Origin of the sequence: Sphingobacterium thalpophilum (assembly GCF_038396785.1) — a bacterium.
In the GTDB taxonomy this organism is placed as follows: Bacteria; Bacteroidota; Bacteroidia; order Sphingobacteriales; family Sphingobacteriaceae; genus Sphingobacterium; species Sphingobacterium thalpophilum_A.
In genome coordinates this window covers 4,536,244-4,559,304 of the sequence record NZ_CP151087.1, presented here as the reverse complement: position 1 = coordinate 4,559,304, position 23,061 = coordinate 4,536,244, and the positions used below count along the sequence as shown (strand labels likewise).

20 protein-coding genes and 1 pseudogene are annotated in these 23,061 nt (G+C 38.3%); 12 read left to right on the top strand and 9 right to left on the bottom strand.

What is annotated here, in order from left to right; genetic code table 11:
* Positions 1-15: 15 nt before the first annotated feature.
* Genes AACH28_RS20085 through AACH28_RS20070 form a run of 4 tightly spaced genes read left to right on the top strand, consistent with a single transcriptional unit; the run spans position 16 to position 5,502 of the window.
* Positions 16-2,445: a PAS domain S-box protein gene (locus AACH28_RS20085; RefSeq protein ID WP_341831320.1), complete on the top strand. Its 2,430-nt coding sequence runs from the start codon at positions 16-18 to the stop codon at positions 2,443-2,445.
* A gap of 12 nt (positions 2,446-2,457) precedes the next feature.
* Positions 2,458-2,817, top strand: coding sequence for a response regulator (locus AACH28_RS20080; protein WP_341831319.1), 360 nt, complete (start codon positions 2,458-2,460; stop codon positions 2,815-2,817).
* A 1-nt stretch (position 2,818) separates the two neighbouring features.
* Positions 2,819-3,886, top strand: coding sequence for a hypothetical protein (locus tag AACH28_RS20075; RefSeq protein ID WP_341831318.1), 1,068 nt, complete (start codon positions 2,819-2,821; stop codon positions 3,884-3,886).
* A complete protein-coding gene (locus tag AACH28_RS20070) occupies positions 3,883-5,502 on the top strand; it encodes a glycosyltransferase (RefSeq protein ID WP_341831317.1) in 1,620 nt (539 codons plus the stop codon). Before AACH28_RS20075 ends, AACH28_RS20070 begins: the two co-directional genes overlap by 4 nt.
* On the opposite strand, the gene AACH28_RS20065 is transcribed toward AACH28_RS20070, so the two are convergent.
* A complete protein-coding gene (locus tag AACH28_RS20065; RefSeq protein WP_341831316.1) occupies positions 5,492-6,385 on the bottom strand; it encodes an IS1595 family transposase in 894 nt (297 codons plus the stop codon). The two genes, AACH28_RS20070 and AACH28_RS20065, sit on opposite strands and share 11 nt — an antisense overlap.
* 305 nt (positions 6,386-6,690) lie before the next feature.
* Here AACH28_RS20065 and AACH28_RS20060 point away from each other — a divergent pair, with 305 nt between their 5' ends.
* Positions 6,691-8,268: an LTA synthase family protein gene (locus AACH28_RS20060; RefSeq protein WP_341831315.1), complete on the top strand. Its 1,578-nt coding sequence runs from the start codon at positions 6,691-6,693 to the stop codon at positions 8,266-8,268.
* Positions 8,269-8,563: 295 nt separating this feature from the next.
* Here the strand turns inward: AACH28_RS20060 and AACH28_RS20055 are convergent, their stop codons facing one another.
* Positions 8,564-10,189, bottom strand: a complete 1,626-nt coding sequence (locus tag AACH28_RS20055) for an ISL3 family transposase (RefSeq protein WP_341833120.1) — start codon at positions 10,187-10,189, stop codon at positions 8,564-8,566.
* 29 nt (positions 10,190-10,218) lie between these two features.
* Here AACH28_RS20055 and AACH28_RS20050 point away from each other — a divergent pair, with 29 nt between their 5' ends.
* A complete protein-coding gene (locus AACH28_RS20050) occupies positions 10,219-10,722 on the top strand; it encodes a helix-turn-helix domain-containing protein (protein WP_341831314.1) in 504 nt (167 codons plus the stop codon).
* A gap of 336 nt (positions 10,723-11,058) precedes the next feature.
* Here AACH28_RS20050 and AACH28_RS20045 read toward each other — a convergent pair whose 3' ends face one another.
* A complete protein-coding gene (locus AACH28_RS20045) occupies positions 11,059-12,681 on the bottom strand; it encodes an ISL3 family transposase (protein ID WP_341831313.1) in 1,623 nt (540 codons plus the stop codon).
* Between the two features lie 69 nt (positions 12,682-12,750).
* On the opposite strand from AACH28_RS20045, the gene AACH28_RS20040 reads away from it, so the two are divergent.
* The 6 genes and pseudogenes from AACH28_RS20040 (at position 12,751) to AACH28_RS20015 (ending at position 18,644) form a co-directional block, all read left to right on the top strand.
* Entirely contained in the window at positions 12,751-13,218 is a 468-nt protein-coding gene (locus tag AACH28_RS20040) for a helix-turn-helix domain-containing protein (RefSeq protein ID WP_341831312.1), read from the top strand.
* Between the two features lie 23 nt (positions 13,219-13,241).
* A complete protein-coding gene (gene istA / locus AACH28_RS20035; RefSeq protein WP_341833131.1) occupies positions 13,242-14,537 on the top strand; it encodes an IS21 family transposase in 1,296 nt (431 codons plus the stop codon).
* Positions 14,538-14,563: 26 nt separating this feature from the next.
* A pseudogene (istB, locus tag AACH28_RS20030) lies at positions 14,564-15,276 on the top strand (IS21-like element helper ATPase IstB).
* A gap of 123 nt (positions 15,277-15,399) precedes the next feature.
* Positions 15,400-16,632, top strand: a complete 1,233-nt coding sequence (locus AACH28_RS20025; RefSeq protein ID WP_312339883.1) for a tyrosine-type recombinase/integrase — start codon at positions 15,400-15,402, stop codon at positions 16,630-16,632.
* The gene (locus tag AACH28_RS20020) at positions 16,625-17,629 is read left to right on the top strand and encodes a tyrosine-type recombinase/integrase (protein WP_070568342.1); all 1,005 of its coding nucleotides are present in this window, start codon (positions 16,625-16,627) and stop codon (positions 17,627-17,629) included. The genes AACH28_RS20025 and AACH28_RS20020 overlap by 8 nt, the downstream gene beginning before the upstream one ends.
* A complete protein-coding gene (locus AACH28_RS20015; RefSeq protein WP_070568781.1) occupies positions 17,616-18,644 on the top strand; it encodes a tyrosine-type recombinase/integrase in 1,029 nt (342 codons plus the stop codon). The genes AACH28_RS20020 and AACH28_RS20015 overlap by 14 nt, the downstream gene beginning before the upstream one ends.
* Before the next feature lie 275 nt (positions 18,645-18,919).
* Here the strand turns inward: AACH28_RS20015 and AACH28_RS20010 are convergent, their stop codons facing one another.
* The 6 genes from AACH28_RS20010 to AACH28_RS19985 all read right to left on the bottom strand — a co-directional run bounded on the left by AACH28_RS20010 (position 18,920) and on the right by AACH28_RS19985 (position 22,790).
* Complete coding sequence (locus AACH28_RS20010; RefSeq protein WP_341831311.1) at positions 18,920-19,549, bottom strand: hypothetical protein; 630 nt, start codon at positions 19,547-19,549, stop codon at positions 18,920-18,922.
* Positions 19,550-19,633: 84 nt separating this feature from the next.
* Positions 19,634-20,311 carry a hypothetical protein gene (locus AACH28_RS20005; RefSeq protein ID WP_341831310.1) on the bottom strand — a complete coding sequence of 226 codons (678 nt, stop codon included), beginning with the start codon at positions 20,309-20,311 and terminating at the stop codon, positions 19,634-19,636.
* Between the two features lie 101 nt (positions 20,312-20,412).
* The gene (locus AACH28_RS20000) at positions 20,413-20,622 is read right to left on the bottom strand and encodes a SymE family type I addiction module toxin (protein WP_341831309.1); all 210 of its coding nucleotides are present in this window, start codon (positions 20,620-20,622) and stop codon (positions 20,413-20,415) included.
* A 193-nt stretch (positions 20,623-20,815) separates the two neighbouring features.
* Positions 20,816-21,451: a hypothetical protein gene (locus tag AACH28_RS19995; protein WP_341831308.1), complete on the bottom strand. Its 636-nt coding sequence runs from the start codon at positions 21,449-21,451 to the stop codon at positions 20,816-20,818.
* Positions 21,452-21,463: 12 nt separating this feature from the next.
* Entirely contained in the window at positions 21,464-22,420 is a 957-nt protein-coding gene (locus AACH28_RS19990; protein ID WP_341831307.1) for a relaxase/mobilization nuclease domain-containing protein, read from the bottom strand.
* Positions 22,410-22,790, bottom strand: a complete 381-nt coding sequence (locus AACH28_RS19985) for a MobC family plasmid mobilization relaxosome protein (RefSeq protein ID WP_407073623.1) — start codon at positions 22,788-22,790, stop codon at positions 22,410-22,412. The genes AACH28_RS19990 and AACH28_RS19985 overlap by 11 nt, the downstream gene beginning before the upstream one ends.
* Positions 22,791-23,061 lie beyond the last annotated feature (271 nt).

The following is a 23,061-nucleotide window of genomic DNA, read 5'->3' as shown; positions in this document are numbered from 1 at the left end:
AAATATAGCTTTATTATGAAAATGTTTCCTATTCCTCATAATGAAATTGATAGAATTAGCCGACTTCGTGATTACGAACTGTTAGGATTAGGTAAAGATGCAGAATTTGATATCTTCGCTCAGTCAGCAACATTAATCACAGGATGCGCTGTTTCATTGATTGCGCTGATGGAAGACGATGTTCAACGTATACAAAGTTGTATTGGATTAGAAATAGACACAGTTGAAAGACAAAATACTGTATGTCAATATACAATAATGAGCAAAAATGCTCTTATAATTACAGACACTGCAAAAGATCCCAGAACAGCGAATAACCCCCTAATTAATGCCGCTGGAATTAAGTTTTATGCTGGAGTTCCAATAATAGATGAAGACGATATTGTACTAGGAACAATTTGCGTTATCGACTATAAACCTAAAAATCTTACCGAAGATCAGATATCATCTTTACACCTTTTAGCAAAGGCCGTCAGCCAGCTTTATACTCGAAAGAAAAAAGATCTAGAATCTGGGTATTATAAAAATATGTATGAACAAACGCAAAATATGATTTGCGTTCTGGATTATGATTTAAATATTAAACAAGCAAATCCAGTATTTCATAAATTATTTTTGACGGCTTACAGGCCCAGTAATAGTTTTAAAAATTTCGTTGATGTGATAAATAGCGACAGCGAAAAAATAAACCAAGCTATATCTAATAGTATTAAAAACGGCAAAAGCAGCAAACAATCTATTAGTATTATAGATAATAAGATATTACAAATAGAATGGGCTTTTAAATATAACAGCAAATTTAAGGAGTTCTTTGTCTTCGGCAGAGACATAACGGAAGAAAGTGAAGAACGAAAAAAACTTGAAACCTCAGAGCGTAAGTTCAGAAATTTTTTTGAAAACAGTATTGGCCTTACATGTTTACATGACCTAGAAGGAAACATCATTAAAATTAATGAAAAAGGATGTCAACTCCTTGGGTATAATGTCCAAGATGTTATTGGAAAAAACATTATAGACTTTATACCAGAGGATAGAAAGGAGTACTTAGATGCATATCTAAAAAATATTACGCAAAAAAATCAAACCTCCGGAATAATTTCCTTTGTATCAAAGTCCGGGGATAAGCTTTACTTTCTATACCACAACACCTTAGAAAAGGATACTGAAGACTCTCCATATGTAGCGAGTACTTCCTTTAATATTACCGAGCAGAGAAAGCTTGAACTTGAATTGAGACGCACTAAAGAGTTATTAGAACAAACGAATGCTGTAGCTCAAGTTGGAGGATGGAAAATCAATATGGAAAATGAAAAAATTCAATTTTCCGATTCCGCTGAGAGTATTTTTAACCTTCAAAAAGATTCAATTTCCAACTTACTACAGTGGGAAAATCATTTTGATGAAGAGTCTAAATCAACACTTCGAAAAGCATTAAACCACGCCATTGAATCAATACAGGGTTTTGATATCGAATTAAAACTAAAACAAAAAAAATCGGAATCGATCTGGATTCGTCTTAAAGGTATACCTGAATGTAAAAATGGTAAATGTTCCCGTATATATGGCATTATTCAGAACATTGATAAAAGTAAAAGACTCTATTTAGAAATAGAAAAAAAAGAAGCTATGTTGCGCACATTTGTGAAGTTTGTTCCTGCATCTGTAGCAATGTTTAACCATAATTTTGATTTCTTATTCTACAGTAATGAGTGGCATAAGGAATTTGGAATTAACTTGAAAAGAATTAAGGATAAGAATCTGTTTTCACTTTTTCCAAATCTACCTGAAGAACGAAAAAATATATATTTAAATGCCCTAAAAGGCATTACTTACAAAAATTCTAACGAACGTATTCAATTTAGAGAAGACGAAGAACCAAAACACTTAAATTGGGAAGTTAGACCATGGTATATATCTAAAAACATTGTAGGAGGTATTATAATATTTGCTCAAAATATTTCCTCTTATATAAAAATTAATAAAGAATTAGTAGAAGCTAGAAAAGTGGCTGAATTAGCTAATAATGCAAAATCAGAATTTCTAGCGAATATGAGTCATGAAATTCGCACACCGCTTAACGGTATAATTGGTTTTTCGGAATTATTAATGCGGACCCAGATTGATAACAACCAATTACAGTATCTGAAATGTCAAAATTTTATTGGAGATGATGATTTTAAGATCTTCTTTATGGACTTGATAGTTACTGAATTAAATAAGACCATAGAAACATTAAAGGATTGTGAAAAAGACAACAACGTAGAAGAGTTAAGACATATACTTCACAAACTTAAAGGTTCGGCATCAACGATTGGAATGAATAAATTAGCGAATAAGGTATCAAAATACGAAGATCTTATCCTCTTAAACACTTTGAAAGATGTTGATTATAATGACATTATAACAGAAATAAATACAAGTTTAAAAAAACTTGAGGATCTATAAAATATTAAAATAATGAAAATTTTATTAGCAGAAGACGACGAATTAATTTTAAGAACTATCGAACATAAATTGAAAAATGAAGGGTATGAAGTCATTTTATGTAGAAATGGTAAAGAGGCGATAGATCAAATATTAGAGGCTAAACCAGATTTAATTGTAACAGATATTATGATGCCGTTTGCCTCTGGAATTGAAATTCTTTCCGCAATTCAGGAGCATAATTTATATACTAATGTAATTGTATTATCTTCTTTAGGTCAAGAAGATGTTGTGGAAGAAGCCTTTTTGTTAGGTGCAGCTGATTTTATGGTAAAACCATTTAATCCAAATGAGCTCGTATTAAGAATAAAGAGATTACTACGTTTGAAATAAAATGATATTTCTTAAAATTCAACTACACAATCTTACACTCGCATTGACTGCGTTGCTACTATTTGTACTATTACTAATAATAGCAGTGCTCATCTACGGGTATAAAAATTTTCAGCTTATCCATAATGCACAGCAATGGAAACGCATTATTGAAGATAAGATTAGCTACTCTATTTTTAATGGGATTAACGAAATACAAACAGATGAAAAATTTAAAGCGTTATCAAGAAATAAAAATTTTAAAAAAATTTTTATTTCTGTATTAATTGAATCTGATCAAAGATTTGTTGGAGATGCCCATAAAATATTAAAAGAAATATTTTATATGTTTCATTTAGATGATTTAGCTTGGAGCAAATTACAGAGTAATAATATTTATCAAAATGTAAGAGGTATACAAGTAATGACTGCTATGAATATCCCTGATGCAATAAATAAAATTACTCACCATTTAAATCATAAGAATCCATATGTGTACTCCGAGGCGCAATATAGTGTTGTTCGTTTTAATGGTTTTAAGGGACTTAAATTTTTAGATACTTTAGACAAACCATTATCTCAATGGCAACAGATGCGCCTGAACCAAGCTATTAAAACTGTATCAGAACCAGATTATGATTCAATTGCTCTTTGGCTTGAAAGCTTAAATTTATCTGTAATAAGTTTTGCACTATCCTTAATACGAAAATTTAGAATTCACACATTACATGATAATGTTGCTCGTTTACTTAGCCACCAATCAGTAGACATTCGAATTAATTCTATTAAAACGCTTCAAACTATTGAAAGTACTGACACATTAGGTTTTTTGCTTGATTGCTTTAACCAGCAAGAGGATTTGGTAAAAGTTGAAATTTTAAAATTTATTGACCGTGCAGGAAATAGAAATCATAATTCTTTTCTTAAAACTATATTAGAAAATGAATATGATATATATATCCAAATAGAAACAGTGAACCTACTTAAAAAGTATAAAGAATACGATTATTTACAACTAAAATCTAACGATAGCAGCATTGACCCTAAACTACGTAAAGTTTTGCAAAATGCCTTATCTAAACAATTATGATTGATTTTTCGCATATTATATATGAAATTGTAGTATGGTTATTTCTCATATACTCTACAATGATATTTTTGATATACTCATGGGTAGGGATTTATGCCTTTGGAGCACTCAGGACATATACAGATCTTAACCAATATACAGACTATAAACTAATTGCTACTAACCCAAATGCACCTGCTTTTAGCATAATTGCACCAGCCTACAATGAAGGTATGACAATTGTCGATAATGTAAGGTCATTGCTCTCGCTATATTACAACAATTTAGAAATAATAATAGTAAATGATGGCAGTAAAGATGATTCCATCGAAAAATTAGTACAAGCTTACAACCTAGAGCTCGTAAACTTTGATTTAGTGGAAGTTATACCTACTAAGGAGATTAAAGGCATATACAAAAGTAAAAATCCTGCATTCAAAAAACTTATAGTTGTTGATAAACACAATGGTGGAAAAGCTGATGCACTAAACGTTGGAATTAATGTATCAAAAGGTAAATATATTGTATGCATTGACGTTGATTGTATATTAGAACAAGATGCACTGTTAAAATTGGCTAAACCCTTTATGGACCAAACTGACGAGCGGGTCATAGCATGTGGAGGTGTAATCCGTCTAGCTAACAATTGTAAAATTGTTAACGGGAAAGTGGTTGAAGTTAATTTACCAAAAAAATGGTTAGGAAGATTCCAAGCTCTAGAATATATACGCGCATTTGTATTGGGAAGGATGGCCTGGTCACGTGCTTCAGGACTAATTTTAATATCAGGTGCATTTGGCGCTTTTGATAAAGATTTAGTATTAAAATGTGGCGGATATGATCCTAAGACAGTCGGCGAAGATATGGAACTCGTTGTAAGAATGAGACGATATATGGAGGAGCAGAATTTGAAATATAAAGTGCTAAACATATCTGACCCCCTATGTTGGACTGAAGTACCAGAATCCATTGATATTTTGAAAAAACAGCGTAACCGTTGGATGAGAGGAACTATAGAAACACTATGGAAACATCGTAAACTTATGTTTAACCCAAAATATGGAAAATTAGGTATGGTAAGTATACCGTACTGGTTCTTTTTTGAGTTCCTGGGCCCTTTGGTTGAATTTTTAGGATACTGCATTTTTATTATATTCCTAATATTGGGAATAATCAATTGGCCTTTCTTTTTTACCTTATTTATTTTAGTAGTAGCATCAGGAATATTATATTCAATTTATGCGATTCTACTTGATTTAATGTCACATCAAGTTTATACTAAAAGAAAAGACTTATTAATATTAATAGGTACGGCCATACTTGAACCGTTCTTTTTTCATGGAAGAGTAGTAATGGCTGGAGTTTCAGGTTTAAAAGACTATTTCCGAAAACAGCACAGTTGGGGAGAGATGACTAGACAAGGCTTCCAACAATCTCAGGAAAATGAAAGTGCATGGTCTAAAATCAAAGCCACAATTGTTTGGTCCTTGAGGAATTATACTCCTATTGCATTTGTATTTATGCTTCTTTATATGGCCAATGTAGGATTGGAAGCTTACTGGTATAATACAAAATTTCAAGAACAAATCTATTCTGCTATATATTTCAATTTATTGACCTATTCCTTTAAGCAATAATCATATTATATTGTTCTGGTTTATGGCAGATCATCCGATATACTAGGTTGTCAAAAATATTCCCTTTCATAAAACTTCTGTTGAATCGATAGGTATATTCATTAATATATTCCTGTAGATCTCCAACGTGATGGTACATTCCTCTCAACCAGCTTTTAAAGGTCATGATAACCCTGTGTAGTTCTGGGAAGTTCTCACCTTTCTTACCAGATTTGACACGCTCCATATTTTCGAAATCTTTCAATATCGGCTTATAACCTGTCCATTTGTCGGTGGTCACCTTAGCCTGTGGCTCTATGTTTTGCTTCATGAAGCTACCTAAGTTGATCGCATCGGCTTTGTCTATCACCTTGGCGTAAAAGCGCGAAACTCCGTTGCCTTTCTTTTCTATAGCAACCACCACAAGCTTCTTCTTTCCTTTTTTACGTCCTTTGGAATTTTCATCCTGACCGCCAACAAATGTTTCGTCAACTTCCACAACTCCACGCAAAGGAAATTTACCGCTGCTCTCCATCGCTTTCATCTCTTTGCGTTTGAATAACCATGCTACTTTTTGCTTGATCCCTAACTTCCTGCCAAGCTCGGTACTGGCAATACCCTTTTTGTTTGTACTTATGAAGTATACTGCGTAAAAGGCTTTAACTAAAGGAAACTTAACCTTATGGAATAGGGTGCCTGCTGTAGGAGATTCCAAATAACGGCAGCGATTGCACTGACGGTCATGCTCTTTTATTCCCTTGCAAAAACTCCCGTAACCACATTTCTTACATTTGTAACCATCTTGCCATTTCAAAGCCGATAAATAAGCTAAACAATCAGCATCACTGCTAAATTGCGACTGAAAATCGAACAAACTCAACTCTTTTTCTTTATTGCCTACCATACCTAAATTTAATCACCTAAAGATAAGAAAACTAAATTATTTAGCAAAAGGATAGGTCAATCAATTTATTTATTGATAATCTGGTTTTTATATTACAGTTTCTAGCAGCATGCAGCTTAGTATATGTATTGTTAGTATATATTGGGTTTAATTACTTAAATATATTTATAATATCTACCTTTTCAATATTCATACTTTTTCAAGTTGTTCTTTTCCTTTATTTCACTGAATCACAGAACTTGTTAGGCGCTGACCTTTTCTTTTACAGTTATGAGGAAATTCAACACATTATTAAAAGCAGTGGAATGTTAAACTTAAAAAATATAGCATTTCTTCTTTTAATTATATTGTTTGCCGCTGCTCCATTAACTTTTATTAGTCGATTCAAATTAAAAAACGCATATGCAGGAGCTATACTCATTATTTTAGGATTGATATTAGTCATTTTACCCGTTAAATTTACCTTTAATGTGGATGATAAAAATGAATTCTATTCGCACGCCTCAGTAAGTAAATGGAGATATTTCTTAAACACGAATTTTAAGAATTATATGGATGATCACTTCGAATGGGCCAATAAATGGAACGACAGCAATAAAGAAAACATAAACGATTTTGGGATGTATCCCTTTCTGAGATCAGAAGAAACAAAAGACTTTCTAGGAAGTTACTTTAACAAAGCTGATCGCCCACCCAATTTAGTATTTTTAATCATTGAAGGCCTAGGGAATGCATATAGCTCTCCCAATGGTTACATTGGTAATTTTACACCATTTCTGCATTCTTTAAGGGACAAATCTCTTAACTGGGAGAATTGCCTAAGTACCTCAGGAAGAACTTTCTCTGTATTACCATCCATTCTAGGTTCTCTTCCTTTCTCACGGAATGGATTTTTAGAACAAAACGAATATCCACTTCACTTTAATCTTAATAACATATTTAAACACAATGGTTTTGAAACAGGATTTTTTTACGGAGGAGATGCCTCATTTGATAATATGAAAAAATATATGGAGTTCAATAAGGTGGATAATTTAATCGATTTGACATCTTTTGAAGAACCATATAAAAAATTGCCTGCTCAAAACGGGGAAAGTTGGGGTTATGACGACCAAGCTGTATTAGATAAAGTGCTCAAGACAACCTTAGATGCAAATAAACCTTATATGAATACGGTACTAACTTTGTCAACCCACAGCCCATTTCTTATTAATGATCAAGAATATTTTGATAAACAGGTTGACATTAGAATTAAAGAGCTAAATCTGAGTGCAGATAATGCAAAATTGGCTATTTCATACAAAAAGCAACTAGCCTCGGTAATGAACATAGACCACGCGTTAAAAACTTTCTTTGACACCTATCAAAAAAGATCAGATTTTTCAAATACTATTTTTGTCATTACAGGAGATCATAGTATGCCTGAAATTGTATTACAAAACAAACTAGATAGATACCACGTTCCTCTAATTATATATTCACCGTTAATAAAATCAAGCAAATCGTTTAAAAACATAGTCAGTCACTTTGATCTAGCCCCCTCGTTAATGGCTTACTACCGCACGCAATATGGATTAAAAACTCCTTTACAAATAACCTGGAATGGTAAAGGATTAGATGTAGGTGCCTCTGCTAATGGTTACGGAATCCCAATTATGCAAAGTAAAACTCAACAAGAAGATTTTGTATATGCAGGATATCATATTTCAAATAATCAACTTTTTAAAATTAATGACCATCTTAGTGAGGAGAGTGATATGAGCAAATCTACTTCAACCATGCTTAAAGAGCGATTTGATATTTTTAAAAGGAAGAATCAAAAATTGATATCTAACAGTGCACTATTACCAGATTCAGTATATCATAATTTTTTTAGTAATTAGTTATTGCCTTGTTTCGGGCTGGGTATAACTATATGAATTTTTTGTTTAATAGAATGTAATGCATGTGAAGAAGAATATTGTAACCCTTTTTTTTATGTCAATAGTATTATTCACATTGAGCCAATGTACTATGAAAAGAGTAATATCAAAGAGCGAAACTGAAGATAGAATAATAAACTTCTCAGGATATAAATGGCTTGTACGCAATACACAACAAATGAAATTTGGACCTGGACCCAACTTCTTCAGTAATTGGATATTCTGGAGTAAGCTGGTTCTTCCCCACTTTTGGTGGTCAAGACGGAGCGTATAATACACGTTTCCTCAATAAGTCAAACCCCGCTCTACCATACATCTGCCTCTTAATCATTTTCAGTCGGTTCACGTTTCCTTCCACGGGACCATTACTCCATGGTAAGGTGAGCGCATTTTCAACAGCGGGGCAATCGGCGAGCAGTCCTTTTGCGAATGATGCTATTTCTTTTAGTCCCGAGGTGCTTGATTTCTCGATCCACTCCCTCAATTTTGTATCGCCCGACTTCTCAGCCATTATTTTACGGAAGGATTGCACTAGGATAAAAGTCTTATTCAGCTCTTTGGAGGATTTGCATAATTCGCGGATGATATTCCGTTGGTCATCCCACAGATTTTGTTGATCTGACAGAAACCATATCGCCGCTGATGATGGTTTAAAAGTTGCTGCACCATGATTCGGTAATTCTTTAGTGAACCCAGCTTTTTTGCCCACTCGGATCCCATAGAATTTCAAGCCTTCTGAGAAAGTTGAATAGGCTCCCTTATATCCTTGGGTTCTGAGCTCCTGCCACAATGTGGTGATCAATATGCTCGGCTCTTCCTCCATACGCTTTTTTATATGCGTAAAGAATTTTTCAAGCGGATTAATCTTGCATTGAGATTTCCGGGGCAAGGTCTCCATGTCCAGATAGTTTTTGACGGTTTGTCTGTGCATGCACAGATGCCGTGCCATGGCACGTATGGAATATCCTTTTTTCTGTAATTCCTTCAGTTGCTCAAACCGCTTTAAGCGGATCCCGCCATGAGCTGAATCCGGAGAGCTTCTGTTTTCAGATAGTGAGCTTTGATTTTCAGCTATTTGTTGATCGTCAACCCGCAACTGCTTATTGGCCAACAAAGCTGTGGCTTTGCTGTAATGCCTAATCAAAACTTTCTGTACCGCCTCACTTAAATTTTTCAACAAGTGCCAACGATCGGTGACCTGGATAGATTGGGGAGCACCCAAAGTAATTGCTTTTTGATAGTTACTGTATCTATCCCGGCTCATTACTTCAATCTCTGGACGTTCCTGTAGCCATTTACGCAATGTCTCCTGTTCACGGTCTGGTAATAGATCTATCACTTTCCCTGTGTGGAGATTGACCAAAATACTACCGTAACTTTTCCTTTTTTTGTAAGCCCAATCGTCTACGCCAATGGCGGTTACACCTTTTGCTGGTGAAAAATCGCTTTTTTCAATCAACCGTAGTATAGTCGTATCGCTAGTGGGTATCGACAATATGGTACAAATCCGCTGAGCAGGCCTTCCTCCGGCAAGAAGCCCAAGTTGTCTGATCTTACTTTCCAGACGCTCAGTCCTCCGTTTATATGGCCTGAAATGACTCTCGAACCTCTCGGTGAATATTTTGAACGGACATTCGTCTTGATGACAATAAAATTTACGAGAGCGAAGAATAATTCTGGAAGTTTTACCAAAGACAGGAAGGTCTGCGATCTTGCGGGTGTAATAGCTGTGGATTCTTTTCGAAGTGATGCAGCAGTTTGGGCAGACAGCACTTCGGGTAGTACTCTGCACATAAACTACCAGTACATCTTGCTGGTTATCTACTGATATAATCCTAAAGTTATCACCATCGTCCGAAAAAACAAGTTTTGATGCATTCATTAAAATATGAACGCTAATTGAAGACAAATATGATGGTATTACCACCAAAAGTGCGGAAGAACCGCAAGCTGACCCCTCTTTCGAGATATGGTCATTTTATTCTGGACGATGTTGACCCCTTATACACTCATTTTTCATGGGTTTCTGTTTTTTGGTTTATTTGGGCTAGACCTAATCGATATATTCCAATGGCCGGTAAATCAAGACCCATGAGTCAGATCAAACAGTTAATACGATTGCACAGGGAGAATTATCCCATTAAAACAATAGCCCGTCATCTTTCCATCAGCAAGAATACGGTAAAGTCCTATCTAAAGAAGGTAACGGACCTGAATCTATCTCTGGAAAGGATACTGGAGCTGGAAGATCCAGTTCTTGAGCGGATGCTCAGATCGGGGAACCCCGCCTATCGGGACGAGCGTTTCGAGTATCTAAAAGAAAGGCTTCCTTATTTTGAAAAAGAACTATCACGAATAGGTGTATGCATAATCCGGAGCATATGCACCCAAAATCGGCGATCTGATCCAGCTTGAAATTAGGGGTTTATCCCGGACATTCCGGCAGATATGCACCCAAAACGGTTGATTGGACCTCTGGTTTTGGTTAGATACGGTCGATGGTTCGCCTGATTCCGGAGCATATGCACCCATGTTTCGGATCTTGATGCGGCTCAGGGTTGATTCCAGAGCAAATGCACCCAGATTTGACAGCTACACCTGCTTTTGGGACGGAGAATATAACGATTCCGGAGCATATGCACCCAGTAGGATAGTGGTCTTGTCTGTGCTTTTTGTTTTATTGCCTGCATATTCCGAACCATACTACACCACCATTCCGCTCCAAAGTGGTTCTTCGTCAATTTTGGTGAATTATGCTGATTTTGCAAGTATCATTTTCCTCAATAGCTGAAATCCTGCCCTTCCGTACATTTTTCTTTTTATATTTTTTATTCGATTCACTTGTCCCTCAACCTGGCCGTTACTTACTGTTCTTACTACTGCATTATTCACTGCTTCATAGTCCCTTAAAAGGTTTTTAGCGAAATTTTTAAGCCCGCACTCTGATGTTGATGCCTCCTGAATCCATTTTTGTAACATTCCGTCTTTCTTGATAAGAAACAATTGTTTAAAGTCCTTTATCAACTGCTCCAGTTGTTTTATTTGAGGAAGCTTTTCAAATAATAATTCTAAAAATTCTTTATCATCTTCCTTAAGGTGTTTTGACTCCCTATAGAGCATTAAGGATAATTTGGTTGGCGACCAAGTTTTTGCTACCACCACCTGCGGCTTATATTTCATTCTACTAAGCCCCGGCATATTATAAACTTCATTCATCTTGTGGCAAAACTGGGTATACTTACCATTGAATCCCATCTGAACAATAGTGTTATGTAGTTCTCTATATGTTTTTCCGTGGTTCTCTTCGCTCAAAAGATAATTAATGAAGGATTCCAGGTTGGTGGAGTTTCTGGACTGTCTTTTCTCAAGTTTTTCCACGGATACATACCTTGCGACTGTTTTTCGATCCAGGTTTGTAATTCTGGCAATTTGTCTCAGCGTAATACCATTGGCATATAGCTCTTTAACCTTGTCGAATAGATATTGTTTATGTGCACCAATGTTTGCTGTAGAAATCGTTGCTAGAACTTCTAAATTTGCTTCAACAGGCCCGGTAACTTCCGTTAATGTAGGTTCTTTCCTTTTGGGATCATTATAAAGCTTAAATATTTCCTTCAATTCTTTTGCTTTTGATTGTAAGACTTTTTTAGCTGCTTCCCCTAAGTTCATAATTAGGTGAAAGCGGTCGGCTACCTGAATGGCATCAGGGGCCCCTGTTTTTATACCCAAAGCATATGGGCCATAGCGATCTCTGGATACTACTTTTATTTCTGGATGATTCTTCAGCCACTCTGCCAGCGTATCCGATTCACGATCCGGAAGTAAATCTATCACTTCTTTCCGTTCTAAATCCACAATAACGGTTCCGTAGGTACTTCCTTTTTTGAATGCCCAATCATCTACGCCAATTACCCCAGATGTCAAAGCCTTAGGTTGTATATCTACTCCTTGAATCACTCTTAACATAGTGGAGGAGCTAACCGGCAGTCCAACATAGCGACTAATTGCTGAACCTCTAATTCCTCCCAATTCAAGCCCCATTTTAAAAAGAAGTTCATTTGAACGAATCATTCTTCTATAATATGGCCTGATTTCACAATCGAAGCGTTCAGTAAAAACCTTTCGATGACAGACTGAATTATCACAAAAATACTTCCTAGCCCTGAGCTTGATTTTTACTAAATATCCGGAAACAGGAAGGTCTAAAAGAGTTCGGAAATATCTACTATGAACCCTATCACTCGTAATGCCACAAATAGGGCATGTTGAGTGTTTTTGATAAGCGTACGTACTAATATAAAGCTCTCCTAGAGAGGTGTACGTTGTTTCAGCTTTTAACTGTAAATTGGGAGGAAGTACAAATTCTGGAATCATAACTAAAAGTATAATATTAAATTACACATAATAATTTATATATTTGTTGTTTAGAAAAAATAAATTACAGTGGGAAAATCAGTCTTACAAATTCAGCGATCAGACGCAACAGAGATAAAGAAATTATTAAATGCAAATGATGCTTATACCGTTGGTATAAGGCTATACATGGTATATCTTGTTGCATTAGGCTATTCGAGCAGACGGTTGTCTGAACTACATAATATCAGCTTCAAGCAGATAACAAATTGGGTTCATAGATTTGAAAAAGAAGGTATTGAAGGATTAAAAGATAAGAAAGGGCGCGGTAGACGGAGCAATTTATCAAACGAACAACTCGAAAGAATCAAAAACTTGGTCATAAACGAAAAACCCTCGGATCATGGATATCAATCAGTAAAGTGGACAGGCCCTCTTTTGGCTCAATGGATTGATAAAGAATATGGCTTAGCATATCAAAAGGCACAAGTCTATAACTTGCTCGAAAAGGTTGGAATTGTGTTTGAAAAGAAAAAAGGTTTAGTTTATAAAGTGTAATTATTTAACATACTTTCACCAAAATTGACGAAGAACCCATATCAACGGAATATACAGGTGTAAACCGGAGACTTTTGTGGGAAGAGTATTTAGTAGCTCATCCACAGGGATATAGCTATGCCCAGTTCTGTTTCCATCTAAAGCAATTACTGGTCTCACGTCGCGATGGAAGCATGATACTGGACCACGAACCCGGTGACAAGCTTTTCATCGATTTCTCCGGCAAGAAGCTGGGTTACATCGACCATGAGACTGGTGAGATCATTTTATGCGAGATATTTGTTGCGTGCCTGCCATATTCCAACTATTGTTTTGCCATGGCCGTTCCCAGTCAGCGATCCCCCGATTTTCTCTATGCACTGGACTGCTGCCTGCAGTTTCTTGGAGGGGTCCCCAGAGCGATTGTCCCGGACAACCTCAAGTCAGCCGTCATACGAACCGATCGGTATGAACCAGAGATCAACAGGTCCATGGAAGATCTGGCAAACCATTATGATACGGTCGTAGTGCCTGCAAGGCCTGCCAGGCCCCGGGATAAAAGTGCCGTAGAGAACCATGTGAAGATCATCTATACCCAGGTATTTGCCCGGTTACGCAACAGGCAGTTTTTTGATCTCCCCTCACTCAACCTTGCTATCGGAGAGTGTATCGAGAGATTGAACCAGACCAGAATGCAGGACAGGAACTATTGCCGTCAGGAACGGTTTCTCAGCAACGAGCTGTCCAGTCTCAGACCACTTCCTCGGGACCGCTTTTCGATGAAATATTATACGACCCTCAAAGTGGGAACCAATGGACATGTACATCTCAAAAGGGACAGGCATTCCTATAGCGTTCCTTATGTCCATATTGGCAAACAGGCCCTAGTGGTCTATACTGAGCGTTTAGTCCACATCTATATTGAGAACGTACAGGTAGCCCTGCACAGCAGGAGTTTTGTTGCCAACAAATACTCGACGCATCCCGAACACCTTGCTTCCAAGCACCAGCAGTATGGCACCCGTTCGCCAGATTATTATATCAAGCGCGCTCTGGATATCCATCCGGACTTTCACTTACTGGTCGTTCGGGTCTTTGGACAAAGCGACCGATATCCGGAACAACTCTACAGAACGTGCGAAGGACTCTTTAGGCTGCACCGTAGCTATGGGGAAACATTCTTCAAAGCATGTGAAATTGCCTTAAGGAACGACATGCTGTCCTATAAGTTCCTACAAAGAATATTGGAAAACGGAATGGTGGAGCAACAGCAAGAGGGGGCGGATAACAAGCAATTGCCACAACATGAAAATATCAGGGGAGCATCCTATTACTCATAAAAATGAACTATAAAACTTAGAAACAGATGAATGTAGAACAACAATTGAACACGCTCCGCTTCCATGGAATGGAGCGTCAATGGAAAGCGATGAAAGAAACACGGCAGATCGGAAAACTAACTCTGGAAGAAGGACTTACCCTGTTGCTGCAGGCCGAATCTGACAGTCGCTTCGAACTGCGGTTCGAGAGGTTAAAGAAGAATGCAGCCTTCCGTTACCAGGCCTCTCTTGAAGAGATCAATATGGATCCATCCAGGGGGATCGACAAGATCCAATTGATGGACTTGGCCACAGGCCAATATATCGAAAGGGCCGAGCCGATCATTATCGTTGGTGCAACAGGCTGCGGAAAATCTTTCATGGCGTCTGCTCTGGGGCTCAGGGCTTGTGCCCAAGGTAAGAGAGTCGCTTACTTCAGTATGCAAAAATTGCTTTTGAGAACAAAAATGGCCAGGTTGGATGGATCGATCCACAAGCTTCTTATGAAACTTTCCAAGGTAGAACTGCTTATAATGACTTCGGTCTGGTAAACCTCGACCAACAGCAAAGAATTGACCTGATGGAAATCATAGAGGACAGACACGCCAAATGTTCAACGATCATTGCAAGCCAACTACCTGTGGCCAGTTGGCATGCTGTGATCGGGGATGATACTTTATCAGATGCTATTCTGGACCGGATAGTTCACACATCCCATCGGATTGAACTTAAAGGCTATGACAACAATATGGATATGTAAAGTCCATTATCAGATCTCTTCTCAAAATTCATTTATAGCCAATTATTAATACGACTACACATAATTGCTTTCCATAACGTTAGTGTTGCATATTACAATATATCAACATAAATAGTAAAAGTTATGGAAATTCAAAATCTTATTGAACGTACTAACCAACTTTTAAAAGAGGCCAGATATTCAGGCAGTCGTATCTACACCTATAATTGGTTGTGGAAGAAAGGCATCCTTGTTTATATGCACTCAAGAGGCTTGGTTGACTACGACGAAAACGTCGGCAACGAATATATGCTGACGTGCCGTGATGGTTTCAACGTTACATTCCATCATCGCGACCTTATTAAAAGTATTGAAGTGTTGACCCATGTTTTGTTGGATAGCAATCTGGGAGGGAGAAGACAGCATGTGGTACAACATCCCTTACGGGGTGACATCGGCGCCGCCGCTATTCAGTATCTTGAATACTTGAAATCCCTGGGCTTAAATGAGAAGAAGACACTTCAGCGTTACAGAAAAACAATGAGCAACTTTATAGAATATCTACTCGAACTGGGAATAGACAATCGTTCGGGAATAACCGAAGAAGCTATAGTGAGGTATGTTGAGAGTCGCGAATATCAACAGAAGGAGTATATTGATACTACGCGCCGCTTTCTATTATTTCTCTTCCGCGAAAATATAATTGCAAAGGACTATTCCTATATGCTAAAATCACTTGGTAAAAAAATCAAGCGTGTAAAGGCCCCTTCGTTCTATGCTCCAGATGAAGTACAGAAGATAGAGACATCGATTTCCCGTTCAAGCAATATTGGAAAACGCAACTATGCTATGCTATTATTATGCTCCCGTCTAGGGCTGCGCGTCTCGGATATAGCCAATTTGAGTTTTAGCGACATAAATTGGGAAACCAATAAAATAACGCTTGTGCAATATAAGACCGGAAATCCATTGACACTTCCACTTTTACCTATAGTTGGTAATGCCATTATCGACTATGTTCGGTATGCACGCCCAAAATCCATGTCAGACAAAGTGTTTTTAAGTTGTCGTCCTCCATATGGGGCACTTAATGGAGGAGCGGTTCATGGAGCCATCTTAATTGTTTTTAAGTCTTCTGGAATCGAATTCGGGAACAGGCATCATGGAGGGCATGCATTGAGATTCAGTCTGGCGCAAAGAATGCTGGACAAATCCACGCCAATCTCAATTATATCGGAAACACTGGGTCACTCCGAAGCAGATACAACAAGAACCTATGTCCGGATAGACCTGTCACATATGCTGGGATGCGTACTAGATGTTCCGGAATCCAGCGATTGCTTTTATACGCAGAGAGGAGGGTGGTTCTATGACTGATCCATTTGACTATCGGGGAGTATTGGCTCCTTATATGAAAGCCCTGATCCGGATCAAAGAATCCTGTGGGTCCACCGTGCTATCAACCAAATGGACTTACAAAGAGTTTGACGAGTTCACCATAATATATGGTTTATCAAATCCAGTTATCACGAAAGATCTGATAGGTGCCTGGGCAAAGTCCAGGGAAAATGATTGTAGTAGAACATTCTATGGAAAATGCTCCCGTCTGGCCCAACTGGCGAAATACATGAATGAGCACGGGGTTAAATCATATATCATGCCTTTGCCAAAATGTACGAACGATCGTGGTTTTGTACCCTATATCTTCACTGAAGAGCAGATGCTGGCCATATTCCGGGAATCTGACGGGCTTCAGCGAGGAAGCCATCGAAAAGATGACCCAATTATATCCCTACCCTGTCTTTTTCGACTTTTATATAGTACAGGCCTAAGAATCACAGAAGCAACCTCGCTGCGAAACAAGGATGTGGATCCCGACAGGAATGTATTAAGGGTTGGCACTTGGGGCAATACTAAAAATGGAGAAGAACGCCTGGTTCCCATATGCAGCTCTTTAAAGGAGGCCCTTCTGAAATATTTACATTACAGGAGCATGCTCCCCGTAAAAGGCGTTACTGATAGCGAACGTCCATTCTTCATTAAATTGAATGGTACAGCCGTGTCTTCCGCCAACGCATACAACTGGTTCAAAAAGGTATATACGAAATGTGGAATTGCATATAAAGGTGAATGCTTTGGTCCTCGGGTGCATGATATAAGACACACCATGGCAACGCATTCTCTTGCAAAAATGATAAGAAAAGGGCTTGATGTGTACACTGCCCTTCCATTACTGGCTGCTTGTCTGGGACACAAGTCTCTTACATCCACCGAAGAATATGTGAGACTCACCTGCAACGAATATCCCGAACTATTGGAAATGTGTATTTCCCTCAATGAATTTATATATCCCCAAAAAGATGGCAACGAATAACATAGCAAAATATATCACAGGTTTCCTTGGTGTGTATCTTCCGCACGAGCGAAACGTCAGCCCCAATACCATATCCGCGTACCGCGATGGTTTTGTCTCCTTTTTTTCCTTCTTGAGGGATGAGAAACAGATAAAGATTGAAAATGCGATTTTGTCAGATATTAATAGGGATAATGTGGTTGAATATCTACGATGGCTGATTGAGCGGCAGGGAAACAGTATTGCGACGCGCAATAATAGATTGGCAGCGATACATTCCTTTGTAGCATATCTTCAGTATGATAGCATCGAATACCTGGATCAGTGGCAAAAAGTCCTGAAGATTGGAAATCTGAAAAAAGCACATCCTACCCCGGTATACTTTACAAAAGAAGGAATAAAGCTTCTACTTGAACAACCGGATAGTGCATCTTATCAAGGGCTGAGACACCTTACGGTCCTTGCTTTGATGTATGATACAGGTTGTCGGGTACAGGAACTGGCTGACCTGACGGTAGAGTCAATGCGAATACAGTATCAGCCATACTCGATCAAGGTATATGGAAAAGGAAGAAAAGTGAGAATAGTACCGCTTTCTGAGCATGTCGTCGTAATACTCAAGAAGTATATGGAAAGGTACAATGTTGACTACGAGATTGATATAAAAAGACCGATCTTTTGTAATAGCGCGGGGAATAAACTCACCAGAGCCGGTATAACCTATATCTTAAAGAAATATGCAGATATGGCCCGTATATACGATTCTAATCTTATTCCCGAGGTTACCAGTTGCCATCAGTTAAGGCATAGTCGCGCAATCCACCTGTTGCAATCTGGTGTAAATCTGGTTTGGATAAGGGATCTTTTGGGGCATACCTCGGTCCAGACCACAGAGATATATGCAAGGGCCGACTCAAAACAGAAAAGAGAGGCTATAGAACAGGCATCGGAATGCCTTACACCTAACCAGGTTACCGGAGAATGGATCGATAACAGTAACTTGATAACTTGGCTGAAAGGGCTGGGTAAGAAATAACGATTATGTAAAGTCCAAATGTAAAGCCGTAACGCAATGCTCTGTGAATCAATGTACCTTTCAATGGACTTTACATATCCATATTGTTGTCATAGCCTTTTTTATGGAAAGCTTTCCATAACACAGGTGAAAGTCTAAGAAAAAAGAAGTAATATTGTCAGGCCATTTGTAGGCAATCCTGTAAACCAAAAATCAGGGGGTCAATATTGCCAGAAAGGGGTCAACATTACCAGAATATCCACTTAAGTTTATAAGACTAACATAATTGAGATTTTTCAGAAAAAATCGCTTATGCTTTTATTATTCCCATCAACAAGCTTATTAAAAAGAGTTTGGACTTTATCAGGCGTAGAGAATTGATTTTCAAATTCTTCAAATGATTTTGTGTAAAATCCTTTTTTATTTAGGTCTTCCCATAATTGTCTTTTATAGTCAAGCCCCATTTTATTGAGAAACCTTTCATAGCTTATATTCTCTTCCGCAAATCCCATATCATGGTATACTGAACGTCTTACGTTTTCATCCTTAGATAAGTTTTCAATGAATTTATCATAAGAAATACCCGCTGATTCTTGAACCATGTCCTTATAAACAGCTTGGCGAGCAAGTTTGATAGAATCCCTCTTTGAATATTGATTAGAACCAACACTTTTTAGTCTTTGTTCATAAACTTCATAAGGACCTAAGTCATACCCTAGTTGGTCGACCTTATCATAAAAGCGTCTTCTCTCATCGACAGTTTGCATTTTCGCTTTGAAGTCCTGATAAGTACCGATATTTAATTCTTTGGAAACCGCTCTATACAATTTCTCTAGGTCTCCTTGGTCAGCTTTTGAGTTATTTATCGCTATAATAAAAAGGAATATTAAGAAAAGTAACTTGTTTGACATCTTCACATTAATCATATATTTAATAGTTTTTTCAGGAAACACATTTACCTTGGTTTACTTTTTCGTTTTTCATCCAATGCTCACATATATTTCTGTTACTTAATACGGGTTCTTATCGGATAAAATTGTCTTTAGCTTTTCTCCCAATTGAGACAGTTGCATATGGATAACAAACTGTAAATTATCTTCACGCTCGTCTCCCAAAGTCAACTCTTGCCACACAAGTCCTGCATTAACAAGATTTGCGTCTCCACTAAAATCCCAATATTTACTTGTCAAAAGATGTTCAATATCATCAAGAGAAAGGAATTCGATTGCTCTAGCCAAGTTTAAAAAGTCACTATATTTAATCTTCTCACAAATATATGCACCAAAAATTTTAGCTACAATTTTAGATTTCTCATCGTCCTCACATCTGTCGACAATGAACATCAATTTATCACCGACCTTTTTTTTAAACTTTTCATCCGTGTTGATTTTTTGATAAAATGAAGAAATTTTCTCTTTTTCAATTTTGTCTAGCTCTGAAAGAAAACTTAATATTTTTTTCAGAAACATCCTGTCTGAAATTGAAACGGCCGATTTATATAAATTATAAATAGAGCTTACTATAGGGATGTTTTCTAAGACTTCCTTATCAATATTTGATTCTAATAAAGCATCCGCCACATCTATATATAAATCTTTAGAACTGGGAGAAAAAATGCTTTCGATAAGTGAATTGGATATATTTAGGTTCATAATGTCTGTATTGATTCCTTTTACAAATCTAATCATTTTATGCCTTACTTAGACTGCTATCCAATGGGAAGTAAAAGGCAGAATTAGAAGAATAATAAAGCCGTCAATTCGTTTTGAACCGACGGCTTTATTACTTTTTATTCGTCCAATCGAATAATGAGCAATTTGTCCATTGTTGTGACTGTTACTCGTTTTTTGGGAGAAAATCCCAATCTGTCGAGCCATAGCCCTCTTAATCTGATAACGGGAACCGTGGTTTCACTCCAACGATTAGACTTGATGGTTGGCTGAATTTTTAAGCTTCTGACCTCGGGTCGTTCGCTTACTTTCTTCTTGTGTGTTCGCATAACTTTATGAAGATTTTAAGTAAGTAGCCTGACAGTGCTGCGAACACACAAGAAGACTTGATATGTGCAGGACTTGCACCTGCTCTCTGCCAGGCATATTGTTAAACATTAAAGTTTTCTTAGGATTGCTCCTTATGTATTCGCACTACAAATATAATATCCTCAATCCATCAAAACAAGAACGGTTTATTGACTACTTTCTTTTTTGCTCTTTCAGCCGTTCCAATTCTTGCTTTGCCCGTTCCGCCTGTTCCTCGGATTGCCTCGCACTTTCTTCGGCTTTTCTGATTGCAAGTAACCTTTCTTCCTCCTGCTCCACCCAAGTTTTAAGTTGTTTGGGATTATTGTTATAGATGGAATCTATATCCAATGATACCTGCGGATAAAACAACCTCACCATTCGGATTTTAATGTCGCTGTCGTGCAGAGCCGAGTTTGACCGCCAAAGCTGTATGCTGGCGAAAAGAGAAAGCACCGACACAAGTAACAGGATAGCACCCGTAATAATATACGGTCGCTGTCTGCCCGTAATGCGATGCTCTACGGTCATCTTTGTTTTCTGTGGCATTTCACTTATCAGTTTCTTTTGTTCATCCACTGCCGTCACAAGGTGACCCGTTGCCTCGACATGTTTTAGGATGGATGCTTTCAGTCCGACAAGCGTTTCATCCTTTATGATATGTTCCAATTTTTTGTTTATTTGTGCCAATTCTGCCGAATAGTCTTTGGTTTCGGATTGATGTTTCTCCATTTGTTGAAAACGGTCATCCATACTTACCATTACTTCCTGTAAGTCTTTTAGAGTGGTCTGTAAATCCTGTTCGTTCATGTTCTTTTTTGTTTATCGTTTTATCCCTCTTGACTGTGCTTCCTGCTTTTTCCTTTTCCGCCTGCGCCTTTCCGCATCGCTCATGCTTTCGGGTTCGGGTGGTGTGAAAGTGTCCAGAAGTGCATCGAGCAATCCCCATCCCTGCGGTTCGTATGTGTGCGACTGCTGTGGCTGTTGCAATATCTCCCTAATCTGTTCAGCGAGCGGACGGTTGTCGGTCACCGATTGTGATATTTCGGTTCCTCGATTTTCACTTAACTGTTTCTCCATACTGGCGAAACTGTATTTTCTATCAATAGCCGAGCCTTTGAACTTCACGCCGTCCTTTTCAAAGGAAATGCCCTGCACTTCATTTGTACCGCTACGGTACTTGTAATGGATGCCAATGCCCTGCCTTGCAAGCACCGTTTCAACCTGCTTCCATGTGGTGGCTTTCGCCATGACGGATTTAATGGCATCGTGTATGGCATAACGTAGTTTGTCGTTGCCACGCAACGCCTGCCTGTTTACCTGTGCCTTACCCTTGCCGAGATGGTAACCGTACCGCTCCGTCATCTCCCTGCATATCTTTCGGCTCTTGTGCCAATGGTTGAAATTGCCTATCGTCTTTCCATCGTTGTCCACTCGGTTGTAGACAATATGCAAGTGCGGATGCTTTTTGTCTGAATGCAGTACGGTCACGTATTGGGTATTCATGATGCCCATCTTTTCCATGTATTCCCTTGCGTGTTCCGCCATCTTCTCCACGGTGAGCTTTGCCCTGTCCTCGTTGCTCCAGCTAAGGACGGTATGCCCAACGGCATTGCCAAGCTGTGGGCGCATCTTGCGCTGTGCGTTGAGGTCGGCAATAATCGCCTTGATGTCATAATCCCTAACACCTGCCGAATCCAGAACGGCGGACTGCTCACGTTCCAACAGGTAACGAACGCAACCGCCAAAACTCTTGCCCGTAATAACCTTAGCTATCATCCTTACCAATCCTTTCCATTAACCGCTCCACTTCGTTCAGTAATCTGCGCAGATCCGCCATGATTGACACAAGCCCTCCCTTGTGTGCAAGTTTGGTCAACTGGTTTAAGTTATTTGCCATGCCAGACAATGTGCGCAGGTGTCCTGTTTCTTCTTTTGACAGCCTCGGTTTTATCACGGAGACCTTTGCGGACTGCCGAAACCAATCGCTTATCCGCATGCCTGCGTTTCTCGCTTTCCCTGCAATCGCCAAACGTTCGGTTGGGGTCATCCTAACCACGAGCGAAACGCTTCGGGTGATGGCTTTTTTAGGTCTTCCACGTGTGCGCTTTTTGCCGTCCGTGCCTTTTTCTTTTGCCAATTTTTTCATTGGCAAACCTCCCCAAGTTTACGGACTGCGACCATCGGGAGCATCCGCCGTTCCCCACACGGCGGAGCGTGGGGAAACGGTTTTTTGCATTGCAAAAAAATAAACTTGCTCCCTACAGGGCGACAAAGGTTTACCTTTGAAGAACTGACGGCGGATAGTGTGTCTTTCCAGTGGTCTTTCCGACAGAAACAACCACTTATCTGCCTAAGCAGATAAGTGGTTAACGGTATAGCTGGATATATAACTATATCATTGTTTCTAGATACCATCA